Raw genomic sequence first — 15732 nt, 5'->3', positions numbered from 1 at the left:
CTCCTCTTTGTCTAATTCTTGCCGCGCCTTTTGATCTATACAATATCTATCTAAAAAATAAAATTCATAAAAATAGAAAAGTCGCCTATATGCCCCGCTGTTGCCATTATTAGCTCGTCGTATCAATTTTAATCTGCATTTTTGCTCCATACGATTGTAGTTTCGCCTCAACATATCGTTAATATCACAAGGCGAAAAACTTAGCACCGAAAGAACAATATAAATACAAAGAAATATACTAATTATTTAGTGATAAAAGTGGTGTCCTGCGTTGAATTTGTACAACCCTCGGAATTCCCCCGAACACTCGATTACAGAATATCAGTATATAGTCTTTTAAAAAACTATATAAAAATATTTGTCGTCTCTTAAGGAAACTTTAAATAATAGGCAAAAATGAGTTAAGGAGTTTCAAGCCTTAAGAAATTTAGCTTAAGCCTTGTAGCAGCTCAAGGTTTAAAATCTTAAGGAGGCTGATTAATACATTTTCACTAAATGCCTTAAGCGCCTATCTGTAAGATGTTTGTTCTTTAAGGCAAAGAACAAATAAAAATAGATAAAAGCTTAAAGCCTTCTTCATCCTTATGAACAAGGGGATTATATTAGAAAGATCTTAAAAGCTTCTTAGCTCAAATTTATTAATCTCTTCTTTTACTTTCATTTACAGATAAAAAGTCTAAGGGCTTAGAGGCTTCTTTAAAAGTATAAAGGAAGCTATGCTATTTTCTTATATAGTATTAAGATAGCCAAAGGCTTTTAAAATATGGGAGAGTGATTAAAAAATGATGGGTTGCCACCCTTAATACTTCAATATCCCTTCTATACCTAAATATCTTCAATATCCTTTAGATACTCAAGCATTCTATTAGAGCAAAGCCAAAATATCAAAAGCAAGGCTATACATAAAATATCCTTAAAAGGGATAGGCTAAGAGGTTGCTCTATCTATGATAAAAGAGCTCTACTTTGGTAAATAATATCCCCACAAACGATAAAAATATATTAAGATCAATACTATTTATAATATAGTACTAGGCAAAAAATACTCCTGAAAGAAATAAAAGTTTATCCTATCCACTAGACATATAAAATTCCGCCTATGCAATAATATCCCTACAAGGAATAATCGCAACGGCGGTAGCAGACGAGCAAATGCTCCGCTAGCGACGAGCGAGGCAAGCCCCGTAACCTTTAACGGAGGCGCTACCTCCACGCGGCTTTTCAGATAGCCCCCTTTTTAAATTTAATGCACTTAGGCAATAAATAAAACGAATAAGAAAGCTATCTAGGGAAAAACTCTAGGGGCAAAAAGACGTTACATCTTTAGAATTTAGTTAAAACAGAAGCTTTTTAGATTAATGTGCGAAGCTATAACGCACCTCTGCGATTTTTCTTATTACCCCAAACCGCCAGCGGGGAACTAAAGATTAAGAATGCTTGATAAACGCTTAGGCTTATCAATAAAACATTACCGATAACGTAACCCATCGAAAAACCGTAATATATAAACTTTAAAGGCTACTTCAAAAAGCCTAAAGGCTTTTTAACATATAAAACATTCTTTCTCCTTAGTAAAAACATTATAAGGATATTTTAAAAAATACCTTATGAAAACAATATAGCCAGAAAACAAAAAAATGGTGTGAGCTGTTTTTTTAAACGAAGATTGTTGTTTTTAACAAGCCTAGATAGATATAAAAGCAATGAAGCAACCTAGTAAACCTAAGATTATAAAGGTAAAGTAAGCTCATGAGAGCTGGAGAGCAATGAAGCACAACCTACAAACCGATCATTAAAAGATATGAAAGCTAATATGTATATGCAAGAAATTACTAGTAAAAAGCGTAGAGCTAAAAAAGAATGGAAATACTTCAGAATTTATATAATCTATCGCGGCCTTATCCTCGCAAGCACTCGTCTTTAGTATCAAAAAAGACGAGTGCTCCAAAAGAAAGCAATACGCTAAAATGAGGATGAGCGCTTAGGAAAGGAGTAGTAATAAAGTAATATACAAAAAGAGGAAGTAAGCGCTTTTTTGAAGAAAATAAAGATAGCTTACACGTTAATTACGGTAAGCTATAGAATGACAAACTGCGGATAGGTGTCGTTCAACTCCCTATCTCACCGTCTTTCCGCTTATCCGGAAATTTTTAAAACACATGGCATATAGACTTAAAGGCGCTATCCATAGTAGAAATGTGATCTTAAGGCTCAATTCTATACTTAAGAATAAAATTTAAGCTCCTTGTGGCATTATAGCATTTATGGATTATCGCGTTCGTGGAGCGCGCAAGCTTCTCAATAGGTTTAGAATAAAACTCTGCAATTAAACTGCATAAAACTTCACAAGAAGCCATTCCTTTAGCTCGCCTTTACCTTCTAAAATTTAAACCCCAACCCCTTTAAATAACCTAGCCACCATGTTAGAACCCTACGCGTATTCTCAATATTCGTAGCTTTGTTATAAATCTTTTGTATCTCTCTTTGTGCATGAAAAAGGGTGCGTTCAATGCTATAAGGATCCAGCTTGTTCTCATGGATTTTCTCATATGCAAAGGTTTCTAGTATCTTTCTAAAAGAGTGAAAGACTAATCTATTCTTAGCTATTACGGGAGCATAGGTTTTAAGCGCTTTAACTAGAGTCATATCGCTTAGTACCTCTCCTTGCGTATTGGCAAAGCATAACGGGCAGCTGCTATTATGAGCGTGTAACCTTTGCAGCCATTGCCCTACTTCTCTAGGAAGTCCCAGATGTTCATCTCCATTGCTTTTTACCTTATTCTCATCTTGCGGGAATAGTAAGTAGTATTCTCCATCATCACCTATTTTTAAATGCTCATGGGTTAAATTTCTTACGTTTGAGCTTCTTAGCCCGGTAAGTAGTCCAAAGATCAAAGCATTCTTAACACCTATTTGATGAGGATAGTTCATGATAAATTTAATAAGTACGGTTAAATCCAAGTCATCTTTTATATATGGGTATTCGCTATGGCGAGGTATATTATAAAAGTCCTTAAACACCTCTTCTGCAAATAATGGATTTTTAGAAATATCTCTTATGCGAGCATATCGAAATAGCCTTTTAATAAGTTTGAATAAAATTTCTAAGGAAGCGTACTTCTCATTATCGTAATAATAATCCAGTATCGGCATAATATCCTTTTTGCTTATCTTGTTTATATCTTTGTCACAAATATCCCTTAAAGCCTTAAAGCTCATATCTCGTCTTTTAGAAGTTGCTAATGCGACGTTACCGTTATGTCTGCAAAACTGTCTATAAACGCTTGCCAGAGTATTTTTAGCAGGGATCAGCTTGGCAGAATCATCTATCATTAAATCTTTAAGAGTTTCTTTGGCTTCGCTTAGGCTTATCTCATCTGCATTACCTAAAGACTTAATTAGCTTGCCGCCTATGCAATAGTGATAGTGCTTATGGATTGTTTGCTCTCCCTTTTTAGTAAATGAGCGGTAAAATCTAACTGCTATATGCTCATCTATCATTTCTACCATAGTATTTTTGCGATAAGGCAGGGAGAAATTTCTTATCACTTTATCGGGATCTGTTTTAAAAGCTGGATCGTCTTTAATTTTAGAAAAAACTTTCATAACTGCTTATCCTTTAAAATTTCATATAGTTTCATAGGACAAATTATAAAAGTTTCCAAAGAGTTTAACAAGCTTAAGAGCTACTATACATTTTTTAATATATAGTAGTTTCTCTTAAACCGCCTGTATAATCTAGCGTTTTTAGCATTTGAAATTTTTTTGAAAAAATTTGAAAAAGCCGTAAAACAGGGCTTTTAAAAAAATCAAAAAACTAAAGAGAGGGGGAAAATTTGATAGATGGTGTCCTGCGTTGGATTCGAACCAACGACCCCCTCATTAAAAGTGAGATGCTCTACCTACTGAGCTAGCAAGACATCGTAAGAAGTGGCGCGACGAATGGGGCTCGAACCCACGACCTCCGCCGTGACAGGGCGGCATTCTAACCAGCTGAACTACCGTCGCACCAAAAATCACACTCGCAACGCAAGTATTAAGAAGTATGAAATCCAAGGATTTCAAAATGGTGGTCGCTGTAGGGATCGAACCTGCGACATCCACCTTGTAAGGGTGGCGCTCTACCAGCTGAGCTAAGCGACCGTTTGGGTTTAAAAAAGAAATGTGATTATATATCCAATACGATTAATTTTCACTTAAACAATGATGAAAAGACTGAAATTGTGCTATACTTGCGACATAAAATTTTATCAAAGGCTCGGTAAATTTAGATGAAAAAGTTGGTTTTCGCCCTGTTTTTAGCGCTTCAAGCCCCCGCTTACTCGCCGAATGAGATCGTAAACGCCATCGCCGCAGTAGCGCAAAACGAAGGCGTCAAACCCGAGATCCTCTACACTATCGTCAAAATCGAAAGCGACTTCGAGCCCTACACAATCTCCTTTTTGACGAACAAAGCAAATGCCGATTATTTTGCAGGCCTGCGCAATCAAAATATCCGCATCAAAACGAGCAACTACAGCCTAAATTCCAGCAAATGGGTCGTTACGATCATACCAGCAAACGAAATTTACGCCGTGCAGATCGCCAAGTACCTGTACGAGGACGGCTTTAGCATCGACGTAGGGCTCGGGCAGCTAAACGCCGTAAATTTCAGCCAAAATGAGATAGATTATATATTCAACCCGATGTACAACCTCACCAAATGCGCCAAAATCCTGCGTAAATGCTGGAACGCCAAAAATAAAAATATCAAAGATACGATCGAGTGCTACAACTACGGCATGCGCAAACGCTACTCAAACCCCTACTACAAGCGCTTTTACGAACATTACGAGAAATTTTTCGGCAAGCCCTATTAAGAGTTAGTAAAATTTCGCTAAAATCGCGCAAATTTTAAAAAAGGATATTTCATGATACTGATCGCAGGACCCTGCGTGATCGAAAGCCGCGAGCTGATAATGAAAGTCGCGGAAAGTTTACGCAAATTTAACGAAATGAGCGGGGTGGAATTTTACTTTAAAAGTAGCTTCGATAAAGCTAACCGCACCAGCATCTCAAGCTTCCGCGGCCCGGGACTTGAGCGCGGCTGCGAAATTTTAGCCGAGGTAAAGGAAAAATTCGGCTATAAAATTTTAACCGACATCCACGAAAGCTACCAGGCAGAGCCCGTTGCGTGCGTCGCCGACGTGCTGCAAATACCTGCGTTTTTGTGCCGCCAAACCGACCTGCTCGTCGCTGCAGCCAGCACGCAAGCGGTAGTAAACATCAAAAAAGGTCAGTTTTTATCACCGCAGGCGATGAAACACAGCGTCGAAAAGGTGCTGCAAACTCGCAGCGCACGGGCTTATACCCCGCAAAGCGGCGCGGCATCTAGCGATACAAAGGCCGCTCAAAACAGCGCCTGCTCCGAGGATGCCGAAATTCGCTGCGCGCAAAACGGTGTCCGAGGCGGTGCGAATGACCGATCTTTGGCACTACCAGCGCAAAATTCTTGCAGTACCGCTCAGGACGCACAAAATTTTATTCATACTTGTGGCGCTAAAAGCAGCACCGAAAATGCCGCTAAAGGTACGGCGACGCCTTGTACCGCACAAAGCGATAACGAAGCGCAAAGCGCCTTGCAACCAAACCTCTCTTATGCTTTCAACGCGCAAGACGGCTCGATAAGTGCTGCACAAAATGCCCCGCAACCAAGCGGCGACGGTATGCACGATCTGGCGCGCCGCTACGGCGTTTGGCTCACTGAGCGCGGTAGCACATTCGGCTACGGAAATTTGATCGTCGATATGCGCTCGCTGCCGATTATGCGCGAGTTTGCGCCGGTCATTTTCGACGCGACGCACAGCGTGCAGATGCCTAGTATCGGCGCTACGAGCGGCGGCGATTCGCGCTTCGTGCCGTACCTCGCGCGAGCGGCGGCGGCCGTGGGCGTGGACGGCTTTTTTTACGAGACGCACCCAGATCCCGCTCACGCGCTTTCAGACGGGCCGAATATGCTAAATTTACAGCAGCTCGAGCGCATCGTAGCGCAGACGCTCGCGATTCAAAAAGCGCTCGGATTTTAGAGCGAGCGGCTATAAAATTTCAAATTTAGGCTAGCGAGCTTAAATTTTAATTTCGCCCCATTGCGCGCGCTAGCCGGTTCCACACTTTGCAACAACAAATTCTATATTCACAAGAGCAGGCTTTAAGCGCAGCGAGTTTGTATGCCGCACGCTAAAATTTCAAACGTATCGCGCGGCTATAAAATTTAGCGCATTTATAAAATTTACCCCGCACGCTTCATTAAGCCTTAGGGCTTCGATAAAATTTATGCGGCATAGGGCGATCGCCTGGCGCGAGAGAGGCAGTTTCGCGCCGCTAAATTTAAAATTTTAAAAGCCTAGTGCGCAGAATTTTGCTATCAATTTTGCGCTGAATTTCGCAGCCGACCGCGCAAAATTTAATGCAAATTTTACGCGCAAATTCCGGTTGTCCAATCCGCCATTGCACGAGCCGCCGCCGCATAAAATTTAAGTCAAAATTAATGGGGCGGGGATATAATTCAGGTCTCAAATTCTTTTAAAGGGTATTTATGGGTTACGTAGAGTCTAACCTTCTAAATGGCGAAAATGTGATTGCCAAAGCCAAAATTCACCGGGCGGTTTTTATCTCCGCTATCATCATATTAATTCCCGCGATAGTTGGAATCATAAATAAAGACGATAGACTTTCATTCATATGCTTCGGCGGTTTTATAGCGGCGCTAATTCACGGGTTTATTGTTTTAAAGACAAACGAGCTTGCTATCACAAATCAGCGTATAATCGGCAAAAAGGGTCTTATTAGTCGCGAAACAGTGGAGCTAAAATATGAAAAAATCGAAAGTATATCCGTAATGCAGAGTATCTTGGGGCGAATTTTAGGATTCGGCACCATAGTGGTGCGAGGTACCGGCGGCACGGCGGTTAGCTTCCAATTTGTCGCTAATCCAGTAGCGTTTAAAAACAAGGCGATGGAAAAGATAGGCTAATCTCCGTCTTGTATATAAAGTTTCAGCCAAATTATAAAATTTTACGTTGCGAATTTTATCTATGCCGCGCCGGCTTTTAAAATTCCAAGCGATTTATGCTTGCCCCGCCGCCGGCATTTTATCTAAAATTTTGTTTTTGTCGCTATAATGCGGCTTCTTGACCTTTTCGTCTAGTGGCTCAGGACGTTGCATTCTCAGTGCGAAAACGCGTGGTTCAAATCCCGCAAGGGTCGCCATTATGGACTTCTATACAAGCATCATGATTTTAAACGATAAATTTATCTATGATTTTATCATGGACTTTCATACAGCCCATCTGATTTCAAATAATAGATTTTATCTGCGATTTTATCGATGAAGCTTTTATCGTGCGAGACGATGATTTCGCTTACGTCAAGCCCCGCCAAAATCCCCGCCACGCGCTCCTGCATCGCCTCATCAAGCGCCGTCGTAGGCTCGTCCAGTAGCAGTATCCTAGGCTCGCACACCAGCGCGCCAGCAAGCGCCACCAGCTTTTTCTCGCCGCCGCTTAGATGAAAGGGCACCCGCTCGCGTAGATGTTCGATTCCCAAGCGTCGCAGCGTCTCCAGCGCCTTGCGCTCGATCTGCTCTTCACCTAAAATTTCAAGCTTTTTTAGATGGTCGTTTTCGCTGCCCTGCCTTAAAATTTCCGCCTTACGACCAAAAAATTTAGAAAAAATTCCACGTCTTTTCTCCACATTTCGTGCTCGTTTTAACCGCTCATTTTGCGCACGCAGGCTAAATGCGACGTCCTCAAACACGCTCGCGCACAAAAATTGATCGTCGCTGTTTTGAAATAAAAACCCGATCTCGTGGCGAAATTTTATGAAATCCTCCGCACGCTCAAGCTTCTCGCCGAAAAGCTCGATCTCACCCTTGCCCCATTGTCTTAGGCCGCCTAAAATTTGAAGCAGGCTCGTCTTGCCCTGCCCGTTCGCGCCCAAGATCGCCACTTTTTCCTTATGCCCTACGCTCAAATTTACGCCGCGAAAAATTTCTCGCTCGCCGTTTTTAGCGCTTAAATCCAGCGCCTTAAGCGAGCAGCTCATAAGATAGCTCCGATTTTAACAGATACGCACGCCAGCACGAACGCCAAAAACGAAGCCTCCGAGACGCCCAAGCCCTCGCAACGTTCGTAAAATAGCCTACCGCAAAATCCTCGCGCGCTCATCACCAAGCTTAAATTTCTTGCTTGCTCAAGCGCCGAAATCGCTAAAATCCCGATCAAATTCGCATAAATTTTATAGGTGAAAATTCCGCTCGTCCCTACAAATCCGCGCATGCGCAAAAGTGCTTGCAGCCTCGCTAGATCCGAGCGTAAAAAATTTACGAATCGCCCGCAGCAATACACCAAAGAGCTTAGCTTTTCGCCGAATCCTAGCCCGTAAAATCCGCGCGCGAAAAAATATTCATCCTTGCCGTAAAATAGCAAAATCGCAAACGCCATTATCAAATTCGCGCGCAAAAATATCACGCCTGCAAGCTCGTAGTTGCCGACTATGGCGGGGCTTAATGCACTTAAAACAGCAAAGATATTTAATACCGCAAGCCTTGTGCAGACCGCGCGCGCAATCGAAATTTTAAGCGCAAAAAGAAGTAGCGGCGGGGCAAAAAACGCCGCATAAAGCTGCCCGCTAAGTCCGACGCCGAAGCTGAAGATAAAAAACGCGAGCAGTGATACGGCGGGGCTCATTTGCGCGCTCTTTTCGCTAGCCACATTAAGCCAAAAAAGCCGAAAATCAAGGCCAAACAAAGCGCGATTTTAGGCGCCTCGGCGGACTGGCTTTGAAACGCCAGGCTCCTAATATCGCCCTTAGGACTTTCTTTTGGCAAGATGCTTCGCGAGGCGGAATTTTCCAAAGGCTCGGAAGCGCTTGGAATTTTATCTTTAGACACACTGCCTTTCGGCGCAATATTTTCGGACGCGGAATTTTTAGCGGCGTTCGAATTTTGCGGCATAGGGTTTTTAGAAACGTCAGAATTTTGCGGCGTGGAATTTTCGGAGTCGCCGGAATTCTGCGGCGTAAAGTCCTCGGCGCTAAATTCCATCTGTGCGCCGTGCCCTGCACCTCCGTAAATTTGAATAGTAAAATTTTTAGCTGGCATTCGTATGCTCGCAAGTCCCTCTTTATCGGTCCTAGTGCGCAAAATTTCGCGCCCGTCCGCACTGATTAAAACTTCGCACTCCATGCAGGGAGAATTTTTATAAAAATAGCTATAAATCGCCACTCTATCGCCCTCTTGCGTCGCAAAAAGATGAAGCGCATGCGAAAATGCGAAGGAGCTCAAAACCGCTAAGAAAAATAGTGCTCTCATCGCCTTTGTCCGCCGTAAAATTTCGCAATAAAGCTAAGCGCAAAAAGGGTGATGATCCCTTCCAAAACAGCTAGAATTGCGCCTTCGAGCGAGATGAGCGTCGCGATAGCAAAAAACTCCCGCCCGCTGATGAAAAGCACGAGATCAAGAAGCAGCATCGAGCAGACGATCGGCACGAAACCCGCTAAAAACAGATAAATTTTTTGCGTGCGCACTTTTAGCTCTTGCGCTTTTGCGGCGGCGGCAAAGAGCCCGCCCAAAACCGCTGGAAAGCCGATGACTGCGGTATTTACGCCTAGCACGCTAAGCCCTCCGAAGCCGAAAAACACCCCTTGCAAAAACAGCGCGACGAAAATCGCCAAGATCGCGCGCGAGCCCAAAAACGCGCCCACGAGCCCGCTTAGCATCAGGTGCATGGAGCTGACGCCCACAGGCAGGTGCACGAAAGAGGCGACGAAAAACAGCGCGCTAAAACATGCGATCCTAGGGATTTCAGACTGCCTTACGCGCCATAAAATCGCCGCTACCGCAGGCGCCGTAACCGCCCAGCCGGCAAGCAGCACGGGCGCGCTCAAAACTCCTTCGCTAATGTGCACGGCTCGCCTCCTTTAAATCGCTCCAGTTTTTTAGACGCGCAAAAACGCGGGAGCTAGTTAAATTTAAGGCATTTGCGACCTTTGCGATAATTGCCTTGATTGCTACAGGTCTTGCTTTTACGGCTTTAGTCGCGGCAAAATTTGCGGCTGTAAAACTCGCAGCTTGCGTCCTATCTGCGGCGGCTGTCAGCGCAAGACTCGGAGCGGTCTCGGAACCGCTTACGGAACCGGCAAATTTGATAAATTTTACGGCTTGCATAGCGTAAGAATTTTCGCTTGCTACATTTGCAGAAACGGCAAGCGGGTTTTGCAATGCAAAATTTAAAGCTCCGAACAATCTCGGCGCAGTGCTCGCACGGTAAAACAGAGCCTGCAAAATTTCAAAAGTCGGGGTTTGCAAAATTTCAAAAAACGAAATTTTGCGCGCTGGTATTTTACGCTCATAAATCCATGGATATGAAATTTTACGACTCGAAGCTACTAAGAGCGGATTTCTACCGAGCAAAATTCCACATAGCAGAGTTCTGCTACTTGAAATTTTACTCAGCGGAATTTTGCTCCGTAAAGTTTTAACCAAACCCTGAGACGCAGACTGCGCGCGGGTGCAAAACGACAAAATTCTTCCCCGTAAAATTTTAGCCGCAGAATTCGCTTGAAATTTTACGTCGCCAAGCAAAACGCGCGAAAATAAAATTTCAAAGCCCCATTCAACCGTAAATTTAAATTTATCCGCAGCCGCGCAAATTTCGCCCGAAAAAAGAGATCTCACTGAGTCGCTCCGCTATTTTTTCAGCTCGTCTGCCTTGATCCAAAGCACGGCTCCCAGCTCATTTACGGGCTGCTCGCTTCCTTTGGCGGCTTCCTCCTCGCTAAGAGCCGCAAAGCCCCACCAGCCGGCAACCGGCATCACGAAGCTAAACTCGCCCGCGCCGTTGGTTTTAACGACCTGCGTGACATGCGCCTCGCTAGGGGCTTTGTAGCCCTTATCGTTATATAGCTCGATCTCCACGTCCGCGCCTGGGACGGGCCTTCCGTGCAGTAAAAAAACTCCGCTAAATATCTCGCCCGCATACAGCGCATAAGGCCGCACTAGCGGCACGATCTCCGCCTCTAGCCCGAGCGGCTTATCCCAGCCTTCGCCCGCGCCGTAAGCATCGACGTAGGTTTTGGTGATATGGCGGATCATCTTGCGCTCGGCTGGCTCGGCATAGGGTTTCGGATCAAAATAAAACGCTAAAAGCGATGGCTTGTCCGCTTTAAATTCCGCCGCGAAATAGGAATTTTCGCCCTTTTTCTGCTCTTTTAGGCTACCTAGGAGCGATTTTTTCTCACCATCAATAAAAACGCCGAATTCTGCGGGCTTTTGTAGATTCATAGACTCCTGCAAAAACGGATGGGAGAACTCCAAATTTAGCTTTAAAGTAGCGTCTTTTTGATCCTCTACGACATTTTTATCCGTTGTAAGAACGCCGAAATGTGCGAACGCAAGGCTCGCTGCGAAAATTCCTAAAAAAGCAAATTTTGCCTTCATGTAATACCTTTCATAATAAAATATTACGGAATTGTATCACTTTTTTTCATCCGTATTGCTTAAATGTGGGTTTATTTTGAGTATTTAAAGCAAACTTTAGTTAAAATGTCGCAATTTAAATTACCAAAAAGAGGTAGAAAATGATAAATCTAAAACTTATCGAGACGAATTTCGACGAATTTAATAAAAAACTTATCGCCAAAAAAGTCCCGCCGCAAACCCTGCAAACGCTACTAGATGTCTACAACGAGCTAAAATCCAAAAAGACGGAGTTAGAGAACCTTCAAGCCGTGCAAAATGCAAAGAGTAAGGAGCTCGGCCTCGCCGCACGCGAGGGCAAGGACGTAGGCGCGCTAAAATCGCAGCTTGAGGAAAACAAGCAAAAGATCCAAAGCCTAAGCGAGCTCGTAAATGAGCGCGAGCAAAACTTAGAGGCGATCGCCGCGTGCGTGCCGAATATTATCGACGACGACGTGCCGATCGGTGCGGACGAGAACGAAAACGTCTGTATCAAAAAGGTGCTTGATCCGCGCACGTTCGACTTCGCGCCCAAGCAGCACTTCGAGCTCGGCGAGGCGCTGGGATGGCTTGATTTCGAGCGTGGCGTCAAACTCAGCGGCAGCCGCTTTACCGCGATCCGAGGTCTTGGCGCGAAACTGAATATGGCTCTCATCAATTACATGATCGAATTTAACAACTCGCGCGGCTTCGAGCTCGTAAATATGCCGTTTTTGGTGCGCGATCAGATCCTCTACGGCACGGGTCAGCTGCCTAAATTTAAAGACGACCTCTACCGCGTTGACGACGAGGAGCAAAACCTCTACCTCATCCCTACGAGCGAGGTTACGGCAACGAATCTCTTTAACGATGAAATTTTACGCAGCGAGGAGCTGCCGATCAAGCTCACCAGCTACAGCCACTGCTTTCGCAAAGAAGCGGGCTCGGCGGGGCGCGATACGCGCGGCATGATCCGCCAGCACCAGTTCGAAAAGGTCGAGCTCGTCGCCATCACACGCCCGCAAGATAGCGCAAAGATGCTTGAGGAGATGATTTCATGCGCGAGCGATCTATTAAGCAGCCTCGGTTTGCCGCACAGACACATGCTACTTTGCAGCGGCGATCTGGGCTTTAGCGCCGCAAAGACCGTGGATTTGGAGGTTTGGCTACCGGGGCAGAACCAATACAGAGAGATCAGCTCGATCAGCAACTGTCGCGATTTTCAGGCGCGCAGAGCCAAGATCCGCTTCAAAGACGGCAAGAAAAACAGCCTCGTTCACACGTTAAACGGCTCCTCGCTCGCGGTCGGCCGCACGCTAATCGCGGTGATGGAAAACTACCAGCGCAAGGACGGCAGCATCGAAATTCCGCGCGTTTTAGAAAAATATATGTAGGCGGCCCGTGCAAAAGCCTTACAAAAATCCAAATTCTAACGCCCGCTTTGCATCCGCTGGATTTTGCGCGGAAAAATTTAGAAAGCGCGGCGTTAAATTTTTCGCGCTGCAAAACGCAAGATTTTTTGCAACAAAATTTAGTAACACGAAATTTTGCGGCGCAGAGCCCAGGGCCTACGATGCCAAGCTTCGCGATTTTAAATTTTGCAATGAAACGCTTCGTCATACGCGACAAATTCGGCAATCGCGGCAATCGCATTTTAAATTTCACGACGAGAAATTTAATGGCGCGAAATTTGCGACCTACGGAACAGGATTTTTAGGAGCGGACTTTCGCAAAGCAGAATTCTGCAAATCAAAATTTATGGTACGCGGCGTTAAATTTTATAAAGCTAGATTGCGCGAGACGGGTTTTTTAACTCGCGCTGCGAAATTTTATGCGGCTAAATTTCACGGCGCGAAATTTAGCGAGATGAAGCCAAATTTAGAGCTTAAAATGAAATTTAACGCAGCGAAATTCGGCGGGGTAAAATTTCGTAGCGGCGCACTTTTAAAATTTGTCGCCGCAAAAGGGCTACAGCGCGATTCTAGCCTTTGCGCCGCGCCCTTTAAATTTACCGCGCCGCAAAATGCGGGATTTTTTGCAACAAAATTTGGCGAAGCGGAATTTTGCGGCGTAAAATTTCATAAAGCAAGATTACGCCACGCAAAATTTTATGCCGCAGAATTTACGGCGAAGGGCGAAAAATTTTGCGGCATGAAACGGCGTGGAGCGGGTGCGTGAAAATCGCGCTTTTCGGCGGCAGTTTCGATCCACCGCACGCAGGGCACGACGCCGCGGTAAGGGCGATCTTATCCGCCCTAAAGCCCGATTTGCTGGTCATAATGCCGTCGTTTCTAAACCCGTTTAAAAAGAGCTTTTCGGCGCCACCGCAGCTGCGGCTTAGATGGTGCCGTGCGCTGTGGAGCGACGCCCCGCATGTGGAAGTGAGCGATTATGAAATTTTGCAAAACCGCTCGGTATCCACTATACAAAGCGTAAAATTTCTGCTCGAAAAATACGGCGGAAACGGCAAAATCGCGACGGAGACGACAGGCGGAACGGGTGAAACCCCGGTAGCCGTAACGGATAGAGCTTTACCTAATGGCGCAAATATTGCGAATAAAATTTCTACCAGTGCCTATACTCTAGGCAGTGCAGACGAAATTTTACCCGAGAAGACGAACGGGACTTTGTCGTGCGATATAGGTAAAATTCTAGGCGGCGACGCCTGCTCCGCCGTTAATACGGATAGAGTAAGTATCTCTGCCAACGCAAAAAACAAAATTCTGCAAGGCGGAATGGCGGATCAAATTTCGGTTGGTAGCAAAAGCGAAATGGACGGAATTTCGCAAAGCACGATGAGTGGAATTTCGGGCGGCTGCAAAAGTAATGCGGGCGGTGCAAACGACGCAAGCAAAATTTTAAGTGCAGATAAAATTTCAAGCGTCGTCGCAAGCAAAGTGTCCGACATCGTTATGAGAGAAATTTCAAACTCCGTCGGGGGCGGAATTTCGAGTACTAGCAAAATTCCGAGCACTGTCCGGAACGAAATTTTAAGCGCAGACGCGAGCGAAATCACAAATGCAAGCATAATTTCAAGCGCCGTTGCAAGCGAAATTTCAAGCGACAATGCGAATTGTATGGCCGACATAGGCGACGTAAATTTCTTGGATAGCGCAAATAGTGTAGGTGACACAGGCAGCGCAAATGGCCCGGATGACGCGAGCGATGTGAGCAGTGCAGATGAAGCAAGCAAAGCAAATAGTGCAAGCGGCGCGGACACAGCACCAAAGCTCTACATCGTCGTGGGGGCCGACAACCTAACAGAGCTTCATAAATGGCGCGATTTTAGCGAGCTTCAGAAATTAGCGGAGTTTGTCGTGCTTACGCGGCCCGGCTACGAGATCCCGCGGCAGTGGACGGGTCTAAAGCGGATCGAGATTGCCGTAGATGCGAGCTCAAGCGGTTTTAGGCGAGATTTCAAAGGCGAAATCCCGCCCAAGATCGCAGCAGAGGTCATAAAATTTTATAAAAGGAAAGATATGCAAGATCCAAAGCAAAGGGCGGAGCGGATCGCCGAAATTTTAAACGAAAAGAAAGCCGAAGACGTCCAGATCATCGATATGGAGGGGCGCGAATATATCGCGAAATTCGTGGTTATCGCCACTATGCTGACCGCCCGCCACGCCGCCTCGCTCATCGAGGAGCTAAAAAGCGTGCTCAAGCCGCTTGGCGAGGAGTTTTTGGCTATCGAAAGCGGCGATGAGTGGAGCGTCGTCGATCTCGGCGACATCATAGTCCATCTCATCAGCGAGGCTTACCGCGCCAAATACAATATCGAGGATTTCCTCGACAAGCTCAAAAAAGAGCAATTTTAAGGAGGGAGCGTGCCGAGACAGACCTGGAGCAGCAAGCTCACATATATCTTAACCGTCGCAGGCGCCACGATCGGCTTTGGCTGCACGTGGAGGTTTCCGTATTTAGTCGGGCAAAACGGCGGCGGCGCCTATGTGCTCATATTTTGCATCGCGATGATCGTGCTTGGAATCCCGATGATCTTGGTAGAAAATGTCATCGGACGTCGCGCGCTAAGAAACTGCGTCGATGCCTTCGCAGCGCCTAAAAAGGACGGCTCGCGCATAAAGCCGGCATGGAAAATCGTAGGCATCATGGGCGTAATCGGCGCGTTTGGAATTTTAGCCTACTATATGGTTCTCGGCGGCTGGGTGCTAACCTACATCGTAAACATCGTAAGCGGCAACTTCGACCTCTCCGCGCGGATCACAGATCCCGCATTTACGCAGAAATTCTATTCAGATCACA

13 protein-coding genes, 4 tRNA genes and 2 pseudogenes are annotated in these 15732 nt (G+C 45.3%); 9 read left to right on the top strand and 10 right to left on the bottom strand.

The window, feature by feature from the left end:
• Positions 1–2378 precede the first annotated feature (2378 nt).
• The 4 genes from Q0620_RS08210 to Q0620_RS08195 all read right to left on the bottom strand — a co-directional run bounded on the left by Q0620_RS08210 (position 2379) and on the right by Q0620_RS08195 (position 4142).
• On the bottom strand, positions 2379–3605 hold the full coding sequence (locus Q0620_RS08210) for a tyrosine-type recombinase/integrase (protein ID WP_297942062.1): 1227 nt from the start codon (positions 3603–3605) through the stop codon (positions 2379–2381).
• Between the two features lie 238 nt (positions 3606–3843).
• A tRNA-Lys gene (locus tag Q0620_RS08205) sits at positions 3844–3919 on the bottom strand.
• A gap of 11 nt (positions 3920–3930) precedes the next feature.
• Positions 3931–4007, bottom strand: a tRNA-Asp gene (locus tag Q0620_RS08200).
• Between the two features lie 59 nt (positions 4008–4066).
• Positions 4067–4142: transfer RNA gene (locus tag Q0620_RS08195), tRNA-Val, on the bottom strand.
• 128 nt (positions 4143–4270) lie between these two features.
• Here Q0620_RS08195 and Q0620_RS08190 point away from each other — a divergent pair.
• The 5 genes and pseudogenes from Q0620_RS08190 to Q0620_RS08170 all read left to right on the top strand — a co-directional run bounded on the left by Q0620_RS08190 (position 4271) and on the right by Q0620_RS08170 (position 7247).
• On the top strand, positions 4271–4858 hold the full coding sequence (locus Q0620_RS08190; RefSeq protein ID WP_297881650.1) for a transglycosylase SLT domain-containing protein: 588 nt from the start codon (positions 4271–4273) through the stop codon (positions 4856–4858).
• Between the two features lie 51 nt (positions 4859–4909).
• Positions 4910–5440: pseudogene (locus Q0620_RS08185) on the top strand (hypothetical protein); the annotation flags it as partial.
• A gap of 267 nt (positions 5441–5707) precedes the next feature.
• Positions 5708–6064, top strand: a pseudogene (locus Q0620_RS08180) (3-deoxy-8-phosphooctulonate synthase); the annotation flags it as partial.
• Between the two features lie 509 nt (positions 6065–6573).
• Positions 6574–7011 carry a PH domain-containing protein gene (locus Q0620_RS08175; RefSeq protein WP_298784387.1) on the top strand — a complete coding sequence of 146 codons (438 nt, stop codon included), beginning with the start codon at positions 6574–6576 and terminating at the stop codon, positions 7009–7011.
• A 159-nt stretch (positions 7012–7170) separates the two neighbouring features.
• Positions 7171–7247, top strand: a tRNA-Glu gene (locus tag Q0620_RS08170).
• 57 nt (positions 7248–7304) lie between these two features.
• Here the strand turns inward: Q0620_RS08170 and Q0620_RS08165 are convergent.
• Genes Q0620_RS08165 through Q0620_RS08140 form a run of 6 tightly spaced genes read right to left on the bottom strand, consistent with a single transcriptional unit; the run spans position 7305 to position 11475 of the window.
• Positions 7305–8081: an ABC transporter ATP-binding protein gene (locus Q0620_RS08165; protein ID WP_298784385.1), complete on the bottom strand. Its 777-nt coding sequence runs from the start codon at positions 8079–8081 to the stop codon at positions 7305–7307.
• Positions 8078–8725 carry an energy-coupling factor transporter transmembrane component T gene (locus tag Q0620_RS08160; protein WP_298784383.1) on the bottom strand — a complete coding sequence of 216 codons (648 nt, stop codon included), beginning with the start codon at positions 8723–8725 and terminating at the stop codon, positions 8078–8080. Before Q0620_RS08160 ends, Q0620_RS08165 begins: the two co-directional genes overlap by 4 nt.
• Entirely contained in the window at positions 8722–9348 is a 627-nt protein-coding gene (locus tag Q0620_RS08155; RefSeq protein ID WP_298784381.1) for a hypothetical protein, read from the bottom strand. The genes Q0620_RS08160 and Q0620_RS08155 overlap by 4 nt, the downstream gene beginning before the upstream one ends.
• The gene (gene cbiM / locus Q0620_RS08150; protein ID WP_297942309.1) at positions 9345–9944 is read right to left on the bottom strand and encodes a cobalt transporter CbiM; all 600 of its coding nucleotides are present in this window, start codon (positions 9942–9944) and stop codon (positions 9345–9347) included. Before cbiM ends, Q0620_RS08155 begins: the two co-directional genes overlap by 4 nt.
• Positions 9934–10713 (bottom strand): hypothetical protein, encoded by a 780-nt coding sequence (locus Q0620_RS08145; protein ID WP_298784379.1) that lies wholly within the window; start codon positions 10711–10713, stop codon positions 9934–9936. The genes cbiM and Q0620_RS08145 overlap by 11 nt, the downstream gene beginning before the upstream one ends.
• Positions 10714–10725: 12 nt before the next feature.
• Complete coding sequence (locus Q0620_RS08140) at positions 10726–11475, bottom strand: DUF4198 domain-containing protein (protein ID WP_297915406.1); 750 nt, start codon at positions 11473–11475, stop codon at positions 10726–10728.
• Positions 11476–11615: 140 nt separating this feature from the next.
• On the opposite strand from Q0620_RS08140, the gene serS reads away from it, so the two are divergent.
• The 4 genes from serS to Q0620_RS08120 all read left to right on the top strand — a co-directional run.
• Positions 11616–12866: a serine--tRNA ligase gene (serS, locus tag Q0620_RS08135; protein ID WP_298784377.1), complete on the top strand. Its 1251-nt coding sequence runs from the start codon at positions 11616–11618 to the stop codon at positions 12864–12866.
• Between the two features lie 7 nt (positions 12867–12873).
• Entirely contained in the window at positions 12874–13650 is a 777-nt protein-coding gene (locus Q0620_RS08130; protein WP_298784375.1) for a pentapeptide repeat-containing protein, read from the top strand.
• On the top strand, positions 13647–15287 hold the full coding sequence (gene rsfS, locus Q0620_RS08125; protein WP_298784373.1) for a ribosome silencing factor: 1641 nt from the start codon (positions 13647–13649) through the stop codon (positions 15285–15287). The genes Q0620_RS08130 and rsfS overlap by 4 nt, the downstream gene beginning before the upstream one ends.
• 9 nt (positions 15288–15296) lie before the next feature.
• Positions 15297–15732: sodium-dependent transporter (locus Q0620_RS08120; RefSeq protein WP_298784371.1), on the top strand; the 436-nt coding region annotated here is incomplete at its 3' end.

The organism is uncultured Campylobacter sp. (assembly GCF_938017615.1).
Classification (GTDB): Bacteria; Campylobacterota; Campylobacteria; order Campylobacterales; family Campylobacteraceae; genus Campylobacter_B.
The sequence above is the reverse complement of the archived record's forward strand: the minus strand, read 5'-3'. Positions and strand labels throughout refer to the sequence as shown.